The 19,158-nt window shown below is 48.5% G+C and carries 10 protein-coding genes and 1 tRNA gene; 8 read left to right on the top strand and 3 right to left on the bottom strand.

Annotated elements, in window-relative coordinates; translation table 11 throughout:
* The first annotated feature begins 9 nt into the window (after nucleotides 1-9).
* Complete coding sequence (gene tamL, locus DXT99_RS07675) at nucleotides 10-2,367, top strand: translocation and assembly module lipoprotein TamL (RefSeq protein ID WP_246000524.1); 2,358 nt, start codon at nucleotides 10-12, stop codon at nucleotides 2,365-2,367.
* Nucleotides 2,368-2,484: 117 nt separating this feature from the next.
* On the opposite strand, the gene miaA is transcribed toward tamL, so the two are convergent.
* Nucleotides 2,485-3,399 (bottom strand): tRNA (adenosine(37)-N6)-dimethylallyltransferase MiaA, encoded by a 915-nt coding sequence (miaA, locus tag DXT99_RS07670; protein ID WP_115565036.1) that lies wholly within the window; start codon nucleotides 3,397-3,399, stop codon nucleotides 2,485-2,487.
* A 333-nt stretch (nucleotides 3,400-3,732) separates the two neighbouring features.
* On the opposite strand from miaA, the gene DXT99_RS07665 reads away from it, so the two are divergent.
* The 5 genes from DXT99_RS07665 to DXT99_RS07645 are packed head-to-tail and all read left to right on the top strand — an operon-like array spanning nucleotide 3,733 to nucleotide 11,969.
* Nucleotides 3,733-8,976 (top strand): PAS domain S-box protein, encoded by a 5,244-nt coding sequence (locus DXT99_RS07665; protein WP_115564938.1) that lies wholly within the window; start codon nucleotides 3,733-3,735, stop codon nucleotides 8,974-8,976.
* A 3-nt stretch (nucleotides 8,977-8,979) separates the two neighbouring features.
* Nucleotides 8,980-9,360 (top strand): response regulator, encoded by a 381-nt coding sequence (locus tag DXT99_RS07660; RefSeq protein WP_115564937.1) that lies wholly within the window; start codon nucleotides 8,980-8,982, stop codon nucleotides 9,358-9,360.
* Nucleotides 9,361-9,636 carry a hypothetical protein gene (locus DXT99_RS07655; protein ID WP_115564936.1) on the top strand — a complete coding sequence of 92 codons (276 nt, stop codon included), beginning with the start codon at nucleotides 9,361-9,363 and terminating at the stop codon, nucleotides 9,634-9,636.
* Nucleotides 9,633-10,394, top strand: coding sequence for an MBL fold metallo-hydrolase (locus DXT99_RS07650; protein WP_115564935.1), 762 nt, complete (start codon nucleotides 9,633-9,635; stop codon nucleotides 10,392-10,394). The genes DXT99_RS07655 and DXT99_RS07650 overlap by 4 nt, the downstream gene beginning before the upstream one ends.
* The gene (locus DXT99_RS07645) at nucleotides 10,395-11,969 is read left to right on the top strand and encodes an NFACT RNA binding domain-containing protein (protein ID WP_115564934.1); all 1,575 of its coding nucleotides are present in this window, start codon (nucleotides 10,395-10,397) and stop codon (nucleotides 11,967-11,969) included.
* A 105-nt stretch (nucleotides 11,970-12,074) separates the two neighbouring features.
* On the opposite strand, the gene DXT99_RS07640 is transcribed toward DXT99_RS07645, so the two are convergent.
* A tRNA-Leu gene (locus tag DXT99_RS07640) sits at nucleotides 12,075-12,156 on the bottom strand.
* Between the two features lie 299 nt (nucleotides 12,157-12,455).
* Between DXT99_RS07640 and DXT99_RS07635 the strand changes: the two genes are divergently transcribed.
* Nucleotides 12,456-13,214: an ABC transporter ATP-binding protein gene (locus DXT99_RS07635; RefSeq protein WP_115564933.1), complete on the top strand. Its 759-nt coding sequence runs from the start codon at nucleotides 12,456-12,458 to the stop codon at nucleotides 13,212-13,214.
* Nucleotides 13,215-13,224: 10 nt separating this feature from the next.
* Complete coding sequence (locus DXT99_RS07630; RefSeq protein ID WP_115564932.1) at nucleotides 13,225-14,589, top strand: hypothetical protein; 1,365 nt, start codon at nucleotides 13,225-13,227, stop codon at nucleotides 14,587-14,589.
* Nucleotides 14,590-14,702: 113 nt separating this feature from the next.
* Here the strand turns inward: DXT99_RS07630 and DXT99_RS07625 are convergent, their stop codons facing one another.
* Nucleotides 14,703-18,518 (bottom strand): DUF5689 domain-containing protein, encoded by a 3,816-nt coding sequence (locus DXT99_RS07625; protein ID WP_147294185.1) that lies wholly within the window; start codon nucleotides 18,516-18,518, stop codon nucleotides 14,703-14,705.
* Between the last annotated feature and the right edge of the window lie 640 nt (nucleotides 18,519-19,158).

Here is a 19,158-nt window from a genome sequence, read left to right as displayed (position 1 = left end):
TAAATTTTTATGATATCAACCACCTCACCCGGTAACCGCCGGTTACCCTGCTACCTCTTGCCGCTCATGTTCATTGCGCTGGTAATGTCAGGCTGTAACATGACGAAAACAGTACCGGAGGGCGATGCTTTGTTTGCAGGATACAATGTACGAGTAAAGGGAGAAAAGGACAGCAGCAACCGGCAGGCAGACATGGAAACAGAACTGGCTGCCACTGTACGCCCGGAGCCGAACTTCTCCATACTTGGCTGGCGCCCGGGGCTTGGCATATACAATGCCTTTTATACCGAGAAAGAGAGCGGCGTAAAGCACTGGATTATGGATAAGTTCGGAGACCCACCGGTTCTGCTATCGGAAGTAGACACCGGAGCCGTTAGTACCGTTATGAGCAACCGCCTGCACAACCGGGGTTACTTTAATAATACTGTTGGAAGTGAAACCACTATTGAGGAAAAAAAAGCTACGATAGAATGGACCGCTTCTGTAGGGGAACCCTACCGCATACGCAAAATTGAATATACCTTAAACGACTCTTTACCTGTACATCAGGCCATTGCACAAACAAAGACGAATTCCCGGTTACAGCCAGGAGAGCCATACGACCTGGGACGGATGACGCAGGAACGTGTCCGCATCGACAGCCTGCTCCGGAACAGAGGCTATTATTTCTTCAGCCCCGAGCTACTCATTTTCAGCGTGGACACAACCGTAGGCGACAGGCAGGTAGATGTGCTGCTCCGGATAAAAAGAGCGGCAGAGTCACGGGCACTGCGCCCTTATACCATCGATGATGTGTTCATCATGGCTAACTATAGTGTAGGCGACAGCCTGTCTACCAATGATACTTTGAGCTTTAGAGGCTACCATTATATACCCAATGAAGATTATGTGAAGGCACGCCACCTGCTGAAAGGAGTTTTCCTGGAGCAGGACAGCCTCTATACCCGGCAGAATCAGTTACTGACTGTCAGGCGCATGAGTGGCTTGCCAGCCTATAAGTTTGCAAACCTGGAGTATGAGCGGGACACAGCCCAAAGCGACAAATTGGATGCATTCCTCTACCTCACCCCTGCCCTCAAAAAATCGTTGCGTGCAGAGGCCCGAATGGTGAATAAGTCCAATAACTTCGCAGGGCCGGGCGTTACCGTCTCGTTCCGTAACCGGAATGCCTTCAAAGGCTCTGAGCTGTTTACTCTGGAGGTGACCGGTAGTTTTGAATCGCGCACTGGCGGCACAGGTACGGGTGAAGCACCCGAAGGTGTGGAGCAGGTAGGAAACGACAACCTTACCTCCTATGAGCTGAGTGCACAGGCCTCTCTGAGTATCCCGCGTATTGTGTCGCCATTTAATTTGCGAAACCTTCGCACAGAGTTTGTACCCCAAACACGCATCGGTCTTGGCTTCAATTTCCTGAACAGGGTAGAGTTCTTTCAGATGAACTCCTATAATGCCACCTACGGCTACAATTGGCGTCCGAACCAGTTCTGGACATTTGATGCCACCCCCATTAACCTGCAGTATGTACGCGTGAACAGCAGTGAGTATTTCGACAGTCTGTTACAGGCAAGACCTTTTTTACAACGCAGCTTTGAGAACCAGTTTATTATAGGCTCTATCTACCAGGCTACTTATAGTAATCAAATGCTGGAGCGTACGCACCAGTTCTTCGACAACATCACGTTAGATTTGTCCGGTAATTCCCTGAATGCTGTCCAGTCTCTGACAGGGTCTCCGCCGCCAACTGATGAGGAGCCACGTTCCATTGCAGGAAGCCGGTTTTCGCAGTACGTTTTACTCGACAATGATTTCCGGTACTATTTAAATATAGGCGCTGAAAGCCAGTTAGTGACCCGCCTCGTGACAGGGGCTGGTTACTCTTACGGCAACTCTACCACCCTGCCTTATGTGAAACAGTTTTCAATTGGTGGTCCTAACAGCGTAAGAGCATTCAGGGCGCGCAGTGTTGGTCCGGGTACTTACGAAATACCTGATACTGCCGCTTTCGCTTTCTTCGACCAGACAGGAGACATCAGGCTGCAGGCTAACCTGGAGTACCGGTTCCCGATTGCCGGCTTCTTTAAAGGAGCTGTATTTGTGGACGCAGGTAATATCTGGTTGCTTCGTGAAGACCCCGACCGCCTGGGCGGCAAGTTCGAGGCAAACGATATTATCAATGAATTGGCAGTCGGTACTGGATTCGGCTTACGTGTGGATGTAGAGTTCTTTGTTATCCGCCTCGACTTAGGTATACCCGTACGTGTTCCGTACCGTGATTCGGGAGAACGCTTCGTGCTCAACGAATTTAACGGCAGTTTCAGCGGCGAAAACAGCATGGTGCTGAACATCGCCATCGGATATCCTTTCTAAATTAATTTTGAAAGACTGAATAACTGAATTCTGAATAAATTGGGAGAATGACTTTTTATGGAAAGAGAAACTTCTTCGTTGCTATTCTTCAGAAACTCAGTTATTCAGTACTCAAAATTACTTATCCATTTCACTATCAATGTAAGCGACAATCTCCTGCCATTGCTGCGGCTCAAACCAGGCATACTCCTCCGGATGCTTCGTAAACCAGGTGAGCTGGCGCTTGGCATAGCGGCGGCTGTTGCGCTTTAGCAGGCGCACCGCTTCCTCCCAATCATACTTATCCTCCAGGAAATCAAATATCTCTTTATAGCCTACGGTTTGCAGGGCGTTGTGCGCCCGGTAAGGGTATAAGGCTTTTGCCTCTTCCTGCAAACCCTGCTGCAGCATCAGGTCCATGCGCTGGTTTATGCGTTGATACAGTTCGCTGCGGTCCCGGTTTAAGCCTATTTTGATGCTGTTAAAAGGGCGCTCCTGCCTCTCACTTCTACGGAAGGAGGAATAAGGGAAACCGCTGGTCAGGCATACTTCTACCGCCCGGATTACCCGCTGCGGATTGGCCTTGTCAACCTGGGCAAAGTAAATAGGATCCAGTTCCTGCAGTTTGTCAAGCAGCGGCTGCAGCCCCTCCTCCTCATATTGTCTAGTTAGCGCCTCGCGCACGGCTGAGTCAGCATCCGGCATATCATCCATACCTTCCAGTACCGCCCGCACGTAAAGGCCTGAGCCGCCGGTCATGATAACGACATCGTGCTGTTGGAAAAGTTTCTCCAGCAGCGCCAGCACATCCTGCTCAAAGGCTCCGGCATTATACTCTTCGGCTATACTGTGCGAATTCACGAAGTGGTGCGGCACCCCTTGTTGCTCCTCTCCTGTTGGTTTGGCAGTACCGATGCGCATCTCCCGAAAAAACTGGCGGGAATCAGCCGATATAATCTCAGTCTGGTAATGCTTTGCCAGCTGTACGCAAAGGTCAGTTTTACCTACAGCCGTTGGCCCCACCACCACTACCAAATTTTTCTGCTTGTTCATGATTGCCATTTTCCTCTTGAGATGCAAAAGCCTTTATTTCTCCTGCTGCCACTTCTACGCAGTTCTGCTTACGTATTATTGCACTATACTTCCACTGCATGCGCTCGTCATCAATTGGGTTGGTGGTACATTAAAGTGTACTTCTTTATCGAGACAAATGCCTTAAATTTGGATACAGACGGCATATAAAGCTTCCGTGTAATGTTTATATGCTCCAACAATAGCCTTAGAAGCAAATTTTTGCTAATTTATCGCTTATTTCATAAATAGTACAAATAAGCGGTTGCCGGTGCAACAATCATATTACGTATTTTATCTTTAGTTTAAGACAGCATGCCCTTCTTACCCAACCCGAAAACAGGCGCCACCCTTACTCAAAACGCAAATGCCTTGCTTCAGGTATTGGAGCAGCTGACCGAGCCCTCTCACGGCTTGGCCATAGCACAGCCCGATGGCTGCATGTTGGCGGTTAATGCGCAGGCCAAAAACTTCACATCTAACAACTTAAACGGAAATGGCAGTACTGCTTATAACCTGCAGGAGCTGTTACACCTGACGCAGGAAGAATGCAGTATGATGCTGGAAAGCCTGATGCAGCAACGCGTTTTGTCAGGAAAGACACTAAATATACCTACCCAAACATACCCTGCCTTTACCTATAATGCACGCCTGATGCATTACCAGGAGGAAGCATTTGTATGTGTGGAACTGGCCTTGATAACGCAACCTGCTGAATTTGTTTCGGATGATAGTTACCACCATGTATTTGATGGCAGCACCGAGCCCCTTTTCCTCCTCGACAGCGCGGGTTGCTTTATCGACATCAACCAAAATGCACTGAACCTTTTACAGCTGGAAAAAGAGGCCCTGATTGGCAAGTCCGTATCCAATAGTTTTCAATTAAACCTGTTTGAACGCGTAGCCCTGAAGAAACAGTTACAACTGGCCCTGCAGGGAACAAAACAAAAGTTTGAATGGTGGCTTCATGAAACCGACAATAACCTGCTTCCTGTAGAGATAACACTTCAGAAAGGTGTGTTTCAAAACCAGGAGGTACTATATGGTGCGGTAAAAAATCTGAACGAGGTGATTCACTCGGAACAGGATATCCGTTTCCGGAACCATCAGCTGGAATTTGTGAACCAGTTGATCACAAACCTTTCTTCCTCCGATAGCCAGTATGAAGTGCTTCACAATACGCTGAATGAGCTTTTAGAGAAAAGTGATGCGTCCGGCGGCTGTGTATTTACCTGCGTGCCTGATGCAGGCAAATTTATACTCTCGTATTCTGCCGGAGAACCGGGCAGCCATCCCTTACCCGATGAACTGCCAGTAGAGCAAACGCTCATGAGCCAGTTGCTGACTAAAGACAAACCTAAAGCACTGGCAAGCCTGCAGGAGCACCTGGTAGCAACGATGCACCGCCAGGTTACCCTTGTTCCTATCACAACAGAAAAGGAAGTACTGTCGCTTATACTGGTATGGACAGGCGATGATCACCGCATGACACCGTCTTTCGTGGCCCTGCTCGATTTTATAGGTACTGCCATCGGGCAATACATTGCCCGCCACCAGTTAGAGGAGCAACTTACGTTTAGTGAAGATAAGTACAGGCTCTTATTTGAATCCTCTTACGATGCCATTCTGCTGTTTAAAAACGGGGTAGTGGTGGAATGCAACGAAAAGGCTATTGAGTTTTTCCGCTGTACCCGCGAAGATTTAATCGGGCACGGTCCCTCCGCTTTCTCGCCGGAACTGCAGCCGGATGGCACCAACTCTACTCAGAAAGCAGAAAGACTGATGCAGGAGGTACTGTCGACTGGCAGACCTATGACATTTGAGTGGAAAAACCGTCGCAAAGATGGCACCCTGCTGGATGCGGAAATAAGTGTCAGCAGACTTCTTTTAAACGGAGAATATTATCTTCAGGCCTTCAAGCGTGACATCACGCAGCGCAAACAAACGCAGCTGGCCAAGCGGCGGGAAGAGGTGCTGCGGGAATCGATGGACCAGTTCCGTAATTTCCTTGATAAAGTTAACCTCATCTACTACAGCCTCGATAAGAACGGCAACATTGCCTTTACCAATAACTATTTCCTGAAGTATGTAGAGTACTCACACGAGGAGCTTATAGGCAAAAACTTTTTCGATATTCTGGTACCGGAGCATGAAAGAGCACAACGGCTACAGGACCACTTCAACAGGCTCGAAACAAAGCAACTGAACTCTTACTACGAACGCGACATCATTACTAAATCCGGGCAGCTGAAGACGTTGCGCTGGAACAGCATGTTCGAGTACAACCAGGAGGGCAAAGTAACGGGCGTGACCAGTGTCGGGAAGGACATGACGGATAAGCGCATTGCAATGGAGGCCCTGAAGGACAATAAAATCCGGTTGCAGGACCTGTTTGACAATGCGCATGACCTTATCCAGAATATCTCTGTTGACAACAAGTTCATCTTTGTAAACAAAGCCTGGAAAGACCGCCTCGGCTATACCGATGAAGATATTGAGTCGCTCACGCTAAACGACATTGTACACCCTTACTACAAGGCCAAGCTCATTTACCAGCTGCGCAACCTGTACAAAGGCGAGAATGTCAATAAAATTGAAACCGTGTTTCTGACGAAGGCCGGAAAGCCCGTTCACCTCATCGGCAGTATTACCTGCAGCTGGCAGGACGGGCGGCCCGTGGCTACGCGCGCCATCCTGCACGATATTACCGACCGTATTAAAGCGGAGCGGCTGCAGAAGGTGTACTACAGTATTGCCAACCTCGCCATCAGCAGCAAAGACCTGAACTCGCTTTACTCGGCCATTCACCGGGAACTGAGTAAGATCATAGAAACACGCAACATCAGCATCGCGCTGGTAGAACACGAGCAGAAGTACCTCAACTTTGTGTACCTCGTAGACCAGTACATTGATAAAGCTGCAAGGCCACACCTGGGGCGGCCTTTCTCCACCGGCTTATCAGAATACATCATCCAGACAGGCAAACCGCTTTACATGCAGAAGCAGGCGCTGCTGGATCTGGAAGTGCGGGAAAACCTGACGCTGTTCGGTGCTACCCCTGAAGTAATTCTCTGCTCGCCGCTGGCCATCGGCGACCGCATTATCGGGGTAATTATGCTCCAGGATTACCAGAATGCGGATGCGTATGTGCCGACAGATATAGAGATTCTGCACTTCATATCGAACCAGGTGGCCCTGGCAATCGAACGTAAACGAAACGAGGAGCAGATTAACAACCAGAATGCCAGGTTAAACGCCATCTTCGAAAGCGGCACGCACCACATGTGGTCGATGAACCGCCATTATGAGCTGACATCCTTTAACCGCAACTTCGCGGATAGCTTCGAAAGCCGCAGTGGCCAGGTACTGCAGCCTTACACGCGCATAGACGATAACTCTATTGTAGCTGTGCATGAGAGCACCTATGAATTCTGGGAAGAAAAGTATAAGCAGGTCTTCAATGGGCATCCCCAGCACTTCGAAGTATACATACAGCAAACCGGCATCTGGCGCGAAGTATTCCTGAGCCCGATCTACCTCTCGGATGGCACCTTTGAGGAGATCTCCGGCATGGCCCTCGACATGACAGACAAGAAAATGGCGCAGCTGGCCCTTGCCAACAACGAGAAGAAGTTCCGCCGTATTTTCGAGTCGTTCCAGGACGTTTATTACCGTAGCTCTTTGGAAGGTGTCATCGAGCTGGTGAGCCCTTCCATTGCACAATTACTCGGGTATACCGAAGAAGAGGTATTGCAAAAGAAGACAATTAACTTCTTTGCCAATCTAAAGGACCTGGCACGTTTGCGCCGCCGTGTGCTGGAGGAGCAGAGTTTCCGTGATATGGAAGTAGAGCTGATTTGCAAGGATGGAGAACATAAAACCGTGCTTATCGACTCCCGCCTTACCTATGATGAACACGGAAAACCAGCAGCACTCGAAGGGGTAGCCCGCGACGTGTCAGAACTCAAGCGCACGCAGAAGGCCTTGTTAAAGGCAAAAGAAGAAGCGGAAAACCTGCTAAAGGTGAAGACCCAGTTCCTTGCCAACATGAGCCATGAACTGCGTACGCCTATGAATGGTATTATCGGTATGATTGACCTGCTCAACCAGGTGAATACCGATCCGGAGCAAAGTGAGTATATCGACACCCTGCGCAAGTCATCAGACGCCCTGCTGGCCATTCTGAACGACATTCTGGACCTGAGTAAAATACAGGCGGGCAAACTCGTAACACACGATAGCGGCGTAGACCTGCACGAGACGCTGGGCAAAATCCATTCACTTTTTGTGAACAGGGCGCAGCAAAAGGACCTGAGCTTCGATTACACCATCAGCCCGAATACGCCAAGGTATGTTTATACAGATGAAACCCGTCTGACGCAGATTCTTTCCAACCTTACATCCAACGCCATCAAGTTCACAAATGCCGGCAATGTAAGTATCAGTGTGGATGCCGAGCAACTCGATCAAACATATTACAGGCTGCATGTGCGTGTGAAAGACTCCGGTATTGGCATTTCCCCGGAAGACCAGCAGCTGCTGTTCAATGACTTTATGCAGCTCGACAATACTTCCACCAAAACCTTTGGCGGCACAGGCCTGGGCTTAGCCATTTCAAAACAACTGACGCACCTACTCGGCGGCGACATTGGAGTGGAGTCTGAAGGCCGGGCTGGCAGTGTGTTCTGGTTTGACATTAAAGTGCGCCAGGCCAATGCAGCGGAGGTAAAAGAACAGCAGCAGCGCCAGCAGCTGCATGAAAGCACTGAACCTAAAACCCTGAGTAATCCTCCCTTTGTGTTGCTGGTGGATGATAACCAGATAAACCAGCGCGTGGCACAAAAGCTCCTGGAGCGATTGGGCTGCATTATAAATACTGCTTCTAACGGTTACGAAGCCATTGAACTGGCTACCAGCAACCAATACAATATCATCTTCATGGACATACAGATGCCCGAGATGGATGGTGTTACAGCTACCAGGATCATAAAGGAAAAATTAGGAAAAGCCTGCCCTCCTATCGTAGCCATGACCGCATACTCTATGAAAGACGACGCTGAGAAGTTCATGGGCCAGGGAATGGATGATTATGTTTCGAAACCGGTGAAGGGTGCCGACCTACATGCTATTATTGTGAAATGGGAGCAACATGGCCGGTATGATCAGCATAACACAGGAGCACAGCATGATATTGCACCAGAGGAAGTACCTGCGGTTGAGTCTATTATCGATTTAGAGGTGGTAGATCAGCTAAAACAGATCGGTGGGCCGGATTTTGTGCATCAACTGTACGCTGAATTTGAAGAAGAGGCTGCCTTACTTCTTGAAGAGGTCAAAAAAGACCTGGAGTCACAACATTACAATGGTATTTTAAGTACATTGCATCAACTGAAGGGCACTGGCTTCACACTGGGTATTGTTTTGCTCGCTGAACTTGCCAAGCAACTGGAGCATGACATTAAACAAAACCATTTGGAGCATATAGATGAAAATTTCTCCAAATTGCAGTCTCATTACGAAAACTATAGAAAATCATATAAAGAAATTATACTCTGTTAGCACATGGCTGAAAGCAAAACTATTTTGATCGCTGAGGATAGCTCCGTCATCCTCAACCTGACAAAAAAGATATTGGAACTCCAGAAGTACAAAATCCTGACTGCCAAGAATGGCGGTGAGGTGATCAAACAAGTGGAGAACAACAAGATCGATGCAATTCTGATGGACCTGAACATCCCCGTGAAAAGCGGTATGGATTGTACCCGCGAAATCCGTGCGCATGAGAACAAGGAGATTGCCAATATTCCGATTATAGCGGTTACGGGTAATGCCAACAACTACAGCATGGAAGACTTTAAAGAGGCCGGCATCAACGATTACCTGCCGAAGCCGCTGGACTTTGATGCGTTGGTATTAACAGTAAAAAAACATACGGCACAGTAAATGGAGCTAAAGTACACGCGGCCATTCTTAAACAAGCTGGAGGATATTTTTGCAGAGTCTGACTTTGTGCTGCGCTACGAAAAAGGGAATTTTAAAGCAGGATACTGTTTATTAAAGGATATGAAAGTGGCCGTAGTAAACAAATACTATAGCCTTGAAGGCAAAGTCAATTGCCTTTATGATATCCTGCGTACTATTTCAGTAGATGAAAGCAGGCTGAGTGATAAGAACAAGCAGCTTTATCTCCAAATACGCAATCAGGAAAGCAACCTTTGAAAGTTACATTATTAGGCACAGGCACCTCGCAGGGCGTCCCCGTTATCGGGTGCACCTGCAAGGTCTGCCGTTCTGTAGACTACCGCGATAAGCGACTGCGCGTATCGGTGCACCTGCAGGTGGGTGATAAAAGTATCATCATCGACTCAGGCCCTGATTTCAGGGAGCAGGTACTGCGCGAGCGAATCAAATCTTTGGATGCGCTCGTCTTTACGCACGAACATAAAGACCACACCGCCGGTCTTGATGATATTCGTGCCTATAACTTTATGCAGCAGAAAGACATGCCGCTGTATGCCGAAGAGCGCGTGCTGAACCAGCTGAAGCAGGAGTTTTCTTATATTTTCTCCGGCTTTAAGTATCCCGGTATTCCACAGGTACAGTTACACCCTGTTACCAACGAGCCATTTGAGGTAGAAGGAGTCCCTTTTATGCCCATACAGGTCATGCATTACAAACTTCCTGTGTTCGGCTACCGCATCGGCGACTTTTCCTACATCACAGACGCCAACTACATCTCTGAAGAGGAAAAGGAGAAGGTTAAAGGCTCCAGGGTGATTGTTTTGGATGCGCTGCGAATTGAAAAGCATATATCCCATTTCTCCTTGCAGGAGGCCGTGGAGTTACTGGAGGAACTGCAGCCGGAGCGGGCTTACCTGACGCACATCAGTCACCTGATGGGTCTCCACCGCGAGGTAGAGCAGCAACTGCCTGAGTTTATCCGCTTGGGTTACGACGGTTTGCAGATAAAGCTATAAGTGCATCAGAACTACTACTTCTTAAGACAACTGACACAGGCGCTGCGCCCGAAACTCACGGGCCTGCAGGCAGCCACGGCATTCAGCCAGAATAAGGATGAACTTGTGCTTGGTTTCGCACAGCCAAACAAGGAGTTCTACATTCGTGCTTTACTCACGTCTCATTTTGCCTCCCTCTCCTTCCCTTCGGACTTTAGAAGAGCCCGCGCTAACACAGTAGAGCTCATGCAGCCGTTGCAGGGGCATACCGTAGAGGCCGTGGTGCAACACCTGAACGAGCGCAGCTTTTACCTGAAGCTTTCCGGAGGCCTGCTGTTGCTTTTTAAGCTGTTCGGAAACCGGTCTAACATTATACTGTATCAGGATTCTGTGCCTCTGAAGCTACTGCACAACAAGTTTAGCAGCGACGCAGAACTGGACCCACTGCAAATGGACCGCCCCCTGGCCCAGAACTACGAGGCCTTTGTTGCTGCCCAGGGAAACATCAGGAAAGTATACCCTACCTTCGGTGAAATACCTGCTGCCTATCTTGAGGAGCGTAACTACAGCCAACTTTCTCTGGAGGCAAAGTGGGAGCTGGTGCAGGACATGCTGGAGATGCTGGAAGCGCCCGGGGAATACTATATTATCCGGTTGGCTGGCAAGCTCCGCCTCTCTTTACTGGCTATCGGAGAAATACTACATACATACGCAGATCCGTTAGAGGCACTGAATAATTACACTCGCTTCTACTTATCCGAAACAGGATTTGAGCGGCAGTATGAGCAGGCGAAACAGCAGCTGGAGCGAAAACGGCACGTAACACAAGCCGTGCTGGAGAAATCGGAGCAAAAGCTGCAGGAGCTGCGCCACGACCGGTCCTATTCTCAGACGGCAGACGTGCTGATGGCCAACCTCAGCAATATACCGCCCCGTGCAACCGAGGTGGAGTTATATGACTTTTACACAGACCAGCAGCGTCTGTATCAGCTAAAGCAAAACGAGACACCGCAGAAGCAGGCGGAGCGCTTGTATCGCAAAGCCAAAAACCAGCATGTGGAGGTAAAACAGCTGGAGCAGAAAACAGAGCGTAAATTAGAGGAGCTGATTGTACTGGAAGATGCCTTGCAGGCACTGGCGGAAGTGCAGGATAACAAGCAGCTCAAAAACTTCCTGCGTGACTATAGCCATCTGCTCTCCACAAAGCAGCAGGAGCAACAGGAGATTCCTTTCCGGGTGTTTGAGACGGAAGGATACAAAATCCTGGTGGGCAAAAGCGCCAAAAACAATGATGTGCTCACGCAGCGCCACACGTACAAAGAAGATATCTGGATGCATGCCAAGGACGTTTCCGGCTCGCATGTGGTTGTAAAGCACCAGGCTGGTAAAACCATTCCCACCACAGTTCTGGAAAAAGCCGCGCAGCTGGCCGCCTACTACAGCAAGCGTAAAAACGACTCCCTCTGCCCCGTCATGTATACCCCTAAGAAGTGGGTGCGCAAGCCTAAAGGCTCAGCTCCCGGCGCCGTGGTAGTAGAGCGTGAGAAAGTGCTGCTGGTGAAGCCGGAGAATCCGTTTGCCAGCCTGCCGGGATAGGATTGTCTTATTGAGTTCAAGAGAAAATAGAAAGACCTATAAACACAAAAAGCAGCTTCCGCTGCTTTTTGTGTTTAACTGATAGAGGGTATCAGTTTTAGAAAGTGCGCGCGGGGAGATTCGAACTCCCACACCCGAAGGCACCACCCCCTCAAGATGGCGTGTCTACCAGTTTCACCACGTGCGCAGGTAAAATGTGGTTGCAAAAGTAGCGAGGGTTGCGGACATTTGCAAAGCTGAATCCTCAAAAACGAATTAATTCTTTATAATTCGTCTTAAATTGCATTATAACAGAACTTTAACGTAGTATATGTGTTTAATTTCTTACAGGCACTCTGATGAAGAAGACATAGCTATGGAGTCAGAGTAAGCTGGTCGGGTATTGCTTTTGTTAGTTTAGGACTATAAAGTGTTTATACCGAACTTAATACTGGTGCGGCATGTTGTGGCGCATTAATTTTGTGGTTTATTCGTACGGGAAAGCATATGAGCATCGAGATAAGTGGGTTAACGAAAGCGTTCGGAAAAAAGCATGTTTTAAAAGAGCTTGATTTAAAGATAGAAAAAGGCCAGTGTTATTGCCTGCTCGGTAAAAACGGGGTTGGCAAGAGCACCTTACTAAATTGCATCCTGGACCTGATAAAACCTGATGCAGGCACCATTTCTTTATTTGACAAAGATTACAAACACCACCCACTCGAGCTAAAGCAGAACCTTGGAGCACTCTGCGAAGACAATCCTTTGATTGAAGAATTCACAGGATTAGAGTATCTCAATTTTGTGGCAAAGCTCTACCGCCTCTCCCCTAAAGAGGCAGTAGAACGCATCTCCAGCCTCACAAACTACTTTTTCACTGACAAGGAATCACTGTACAAGAACATTGCCGGCTACTCCACAGGCATGAAGAAAAAGGTAGGAATTGCTGCCGCCATTCTGCACAAGCCGCAGGTGCTCATCCTGGACGAACCTTTTACGGGTCTTGACCCTATCGCAGCACAATTGCTGGTAAACCTGATTCGCAGCTACCGCAACACGAACCGCGTTATCCTGATTTCGTCACACGACCTGAACTATGTCGAGAGAGTGGCCTCCCATATCGGCGTTCTCAACGATGGCCTGCTCATGTACAATGGATCAGTGGAGGAATTTACCATGAACGGTGCCAACCTGATAGACCAGGCGCTGTTCCAGTTACTGCTGCCACACCACAACGCTGACACGAACATGGACTGGATGCTTAACTGAGACGATGCCGATGGATTTGATACTTTTCTCATGCCGCGCAAGAATAGATAGTTTTTTCAGGCAGAAGCCGAAGCAGCGGGGGCTTTTGCTTGGGTTAGGCATTTTGTTAGCTGGCTTTTACAGTTTAATGTTCTCTTATTTGCTGCAGCTGGCTGAGGAAAGCGGCCGTATACGCCAAAGTGCAGAACAAGTGCTGGAGTATGCTAACCTGTTCCTGCTGGTCATTATTATACTGCGGGGCTTCTTCCCGGCGTATGTGCCCAAGTCTGGTATCATACAGCGCATATACCCTATTCCCCCGCTACAGAAATTCTGGACAGAACTGGCGGTCGAACTGGTTTCACCTTTTTACTTCATCGCGCTTAATTTCCTGATATTCCTGTTCCTGATGGCACCGGCCTATGACTTTGTGCATCTCCTGCAGAGCCTGCTGGTGGTACTGACAGCACACGTCACCCTCCGCTCGCTGCAGGTGTTTGTGGAGCGCAAGATCCGCTGGACCCACAGCTACCTTTTTATGGCTGCCGTAATGGCGGCTGCTTTTGTGGCGCTGCAGGTGCGGGTACCCATGTTCAGGCCCACTTCAGACTGGCTGATGCTGGTGGTGCATGTCGCAGCACTTGGCTTTTTTATCACGGCTAGTTATTTCTTAGAGCATGCCGCGGCCGATGCCCGTCATAAAGTAGTAAACTACAGCAGCAATGCCCGCCGTAGCCTCGGATGGCGCCTTTTCAAAAACCACAAGATGGCCAGGCAGATGCTTATTTTTGGCATGGTGTTCAAAGTCCTGATTTTAGCAGTTGATGCGGTATCTTATCTAAAAAAGGGAAACCACATCTTTGACGAAATACTGTCGCTGTGGATTTTCGTGGGCCCCCTGGTGATATTCTCCTATGTGTTCAACAACGTTTGGGGCTTTTACCGCAACCTGTGGTTAACGATTGAGCGTAGCAGCGGAAGTTATAAAGATTTCATCAAGGCAAGCCTGCTGCCGCTGCGTGTGCCCCTGCTAATGGATGCAGTACTGACGTTTATGTATGTCACCTTTTTTAACCACGAGAGTGCGCTGTTCATCGTGCTGATGTACATTGCCTCTATTCTGGTGCTGACACCCCTCGGCATTATCGCCTCTATTGTGCGCCCAATAGCAGTGAAAGGGGGCATGTTCAGTTTCAGTACTAAAACATCTTACCTGTACAATTTCATCGCAATTTTCCTGTTCAGCATGCTGTTGCTGCCCCGCATACACCCGCTGCTGTACCTGCTTTATCCTTTAATTATAGGCGGTGTAATATTTGCCCTGGTTGCCGTATTAAAGGAATACCCTGCCTACAAGCATAAACTCTTCGAGACCTTGTATAAAACCGAAGCTTAGCCGTTTAAAGAGTTTCTTTTAAGTTGATTTACTAACAGCTATACGCGTTTTCGCTATAAACAAAAAGCCCCGGCTTCTGAGGCCGGGGCTTTTATAATTTAACTTTATCAGTTTTAATTTTTGATAATTCGCATGGTCTGGGTCCCGAATTCGCTTTTCACTTTCAGGTAATTGAGCCCTTTGCTCAGGCGCACATTTCGGATATCGATGTTCAGGCTACCGTTACGGATACTATGGCTGTTTTTATACACCTCATTCCCATTTATATCATAGAGCATTACCTCTACTTCACAGTCTGCTATCTTATCTGAAACGATGTTCAGGTAATCCGCAACCGGGTTCGGGTATACGAGCAGCGAGAAGAGTTCCTTTAGGTTAACCGCTCCGGGTGTAATCGGGCTGCCATCGCAGGAAGTTGCAGTGCCGTCGCCTAAAACAGCGCCCAAGGCCAGGTGCGCCGGAACCGCATTCTCTGACACACACAGCGTATGGCCTTTTCCTTCATTACCAGATGGGTTATAATATACCTGCACTTTCGGATTGTCTGTGTTGCCGCAGCTTACATTTACCACGCATACCTGCACTTCATCACTAACAGAAACACCTCTTGCATCTGTCACTGTCAGGGTATAGGTGGTTGATTCCTGCGGGCAAACCTCTATTGTCTGACCAGTTTGGCCGTTGCTCCAGGAATAGGTATAACCTGCCACACCGCCCGTGGCTGCACTGGCTGATAGCGTGGTGCAGGCTTCAGGAGCATAACCGTAATACACTAGTTTATCAGGACCTGCATCTACCATGAGCGGTTCCGTGAGTTCAAACCGTGTGAAGACCGGCAAGTGGTCCGACGTAGTGTTGGCGTAATTTTCAATCCAGTTGAAAGGAATCACTAATGAAGCAGAGCCTGCCAGGTAATCATCATACAACTCGTTACTGATGGTAATGTGGTCGATTACGTTGTCGCGTGTAATGAAAGAGCGAAGGCCGGCTTCACTTAATGTCGACGTAACCACTCTAAAATCTTCCGCCTGCACAAAGTTGCTGTAAGTAGAAGGCCCTCCTCCAATCGACTCATCCACATCATCGTTGTAGTCACCTAACAGAATGATGTTAGCATCAGGGTAATACTGATCCAGGGTGTCTTTCAGTGCCTGCGTATCAAAACTTCTTCTGATGAGATCGGAGCTATTAGCGCCTGACTTCGCATGAATGTTAATCAATTGCACCCGCTCCGTCACCCCTTCAATAGTAGCATCCACAGTGATCATGTACGGAAGCCTTCCGCTCGACCAGAAAGAAGACGGAGAGGTAGGGTAAGTATCCAGTGGGGTGCTGTCACCTGAACGGGCAGCGTCATAGAGTTCCTCAAAAATAACACGCTCGTTTACAAGCGTAATCACCTCCGGATTGTAGAGGAAACAGAGTCTCTGCTCGGGGAACGTTGGGTCCGGGCCATTGAAGGAGTAAGAAAAGCGATCAGAGCATACCCGCACGTACCCCAGCATGTCTGCCAGCTGCTGCAGCAGATTCTCATCAGAAATTTCCTGCACGGCAATAACATCTGCATTTAAGCTGTCAATTAGCCTGGCGGCATTTTGCAGCTGCAGTTGCACATCTGTAGGTCCGAAAGTAGGAATGGTAGAACCAAAGAACTCCATGTTCCAGGTCATCACATCCAGTGTTGTAGAAAGTGGAATTTCAGAGCCCGCAGCCACGTAAGGTGTGGTGCCTGGCAAATCTTCGATAGCGCGCGGCAACAGCTGCAGCGTACCTCTGAAGCTTCCGACAACACCCGTAATGTTCACGGCGTTATCCGGAATCTCACGGCCCACCAGGCTTTCCACGTCTCCGTCGATTCTAAGATCTATGGTAGCAGTGCCATCTGTGATGGTGTAGTTGCTCTCCGGGAAAAGCAGGCCTCTGGTGTCTGTAAAAGATGCATTAGGTATTGTCACCAGCTGGCCTTCCAGCGAGCTGTTCAGTTCCGCGATAGATACCTGTACAGGCGCTATAGGTTGCGTGGCAGGTCCAAAGCTCTCTAGATTGGTTACGTCTATTAACTGCACCTGCTGGTTAAAGGCCCCGATAGAAGCTGTTACCTGTATAGAGTCGCCAATGCTGAAGGCGTCTTCGGCGTGTACCTGGTAATCGAAAAGAGCGATACCACCTGTACTGTCCTGGATAAAGGCAGGGCCACCAAGCTGATCTGTTGCGGTCAGGGTGCCGTTTACGATAACAGGTGTTCCCAAAGGCAAACTGCGTGCTTCAGCAATGGTTACTTCCTGTGGCTCAACGGGCTCCGGGTCTGATGTTCCGCCACCAAAGTCCTGGCCTACGTTTGCAGCACCAAAGGTACTGTTGATGGGTCCGCTCCATGTAAAATCTTCATAAGTAAAACCAGCTCCGGTAAGCTGTAAAGAGTAGCCGATAGTAGTTGTACCAGGTTCTTCTACTCCTATATTCGTACTTTCAAGGCCGTCGGCAGGGCCACCGACAGCGGTAAAGGCGCCTTCGTAACTTAAGAACTGCACAACCTCGCCATCGGCGTTTACCAGGGCTACACCGTCAGGAGCTCCATTTTGTATGCCATTAGCGGGATAAGTAACACTTATAAAGCCGAAGCCATTGTTTTGGTTAGGAATAGTGCCTGTAAGACCGGTTGTATTATAAGGAGCACCGTTGTTGCCATTATACAATACCAGGCTCCAACCAGAAAGGTCTGTTCCTGCACGTCCAGCTACTTCAATAGCCTCACCTGTATCTGCCCCATCGTTATCATAATGTATTTCGTTGATGAAGACGATGTCCTGCAAAGGCAAGAACACCTGACCGTTGTTTACTGCACTATACGTGGCAGTATTTTCGGCAGCCCAGGTAAAATCCTCATAAGCTGAACCTGTACCTGTCAGCTGAAGCGAGAAACCAATTGGTGTATTACTACCCTCTTCCACGCCCACATCGGTGCTGGTTAATCCAGCAGCAGGACCATCGGTAGCTGCAAAAGTTCCTTCATAACTCAGGAACTGTATGATATTTCCAGCGGCATCAACAAGGGCAATGCCATCCGGGGCTCCGTTCTGCAAGCCACTAATAGGGAAGAAAACGGTTCCGAAACCAGACTGCTGGTTTGGAATAGTACCAGATAAGGTAAGGGTGCTATAGGCACCACCGTTGTTGCCATTGTAAGGCACCAGTTGCCAGCCTGTCAGGTCGGTGCCAGCCAAGCCAGCTACTTCTACACCCTCTCCTTCGTCAGCACCTGAATTATCGTAATGGATTTCGTTGATGAAAACAATGGCTGTTGCCGGCTTTGGCTCCGGCTCCGGTTCTGGGTCAGGGTCCGGGTTAGGGTCAGTACCGCCGCCGCCTTCTCCAAAACTTTGGCCCGTATTCACAGAACCAAAAGTACTCAAGGCCTCTGCAGCCCAGGTAAAGTCAGTGTAGGTGCGGCCAGTTCCTACCAATTGCAGCGAAAAATTCTCAGGTGTAGTGCCTTCCTCGCTTACACCAATGTCGGTGCTGTTCATGCCATCTGCTGGGCCACCTACTGCTGTCATCTCGCCTTCGTAACTCAGGAACTGAACTGTAGTTCCTGCAGCATTCACGAGGGCAACGCCATCCGGCGAACCATTCTGTATGCCTGCTATAGGGAAATAGAGTGTGCCAAACCCATTGTTCTGGTCCGGGATAACACCAGCAAGCGCCTCGGTGTCATATGCTACACCGTTGTTGCCGTTATAGAGCACAAGGGTCCATCCTGTGAGGTCTGTACCGGCAGGTCCGGCAACTTCAATGGCTTCATTAACGTCTGCGCTTGCATTGTCATAATGAATTTCATTGATGAATACATCCTGACCCAACGCCTCACTTGTCATTCCCAGACAAGCGAGTATGCCAAAGCCATACATACTTTGTAAAAGTTTTCTCATTTTGCAAGATTTGGTAACACATAAAACAAGTACAAAAATAGCTACTATAGCTAATAACTTAGAATAGAAAGTATTATCTAATCTTTATTTATGGCGGTTCAGCAATAAAGCGTGACCAAAGCCTTAAATAAGCATGTGAAAGAACATTAATTCCTTGTCAGGAGACAGATCGCATATTTTCAGCATCTTTGCATAAAAATATTTGCACAATAATAACGTCAATTTTATATTAAAATAATTATATTTATTTCTCAATATCCTTCTGTTCTCTTATCTGCTGGTTCTGAAAGACAACACAGCTTCAGTAGTGCTCCTCCAATTTAGTTGCTAGAGAGAATCTCCCCTTGAGGGCAGGGCTGTTTCATTCTCCAAGACTATCCCCTTGAGGGGATTATAGGGGTGTAAATTTCGGAGCTATATTGCCTGATTTACCCTATTTGCGTTCTTTCCACAGGTGTAAACACCCCTCCCGCTCCCCTCAAGGGGAGAATATGCTAGAATGAAACGGCCCTACCCTCAAGGGGACAGTTTCGCAGTTATTACATGTGTAATATATATAATAATTTAATTGGAGGAGCAGTAGGTTCGCTATAAAGCTGCAGGTATACTAACCGCTCATCGAGTTAACTCTCTACCTGCT

Source organism: Pontibacter diazotrophicus, from assembly GCF_003367245.1.
Taxonomy (GTDB): Bacteria; Bacteroidota; Bacteroidia; order Cytophagales; family Hymenobacteraceae; genus Pontibacter; species Pontibacter diazotrophicus.
Note: the sequence above shows the minus strand (reverse complement) of the source record. Positions and strands in the feature narration are given on the sequence as shown.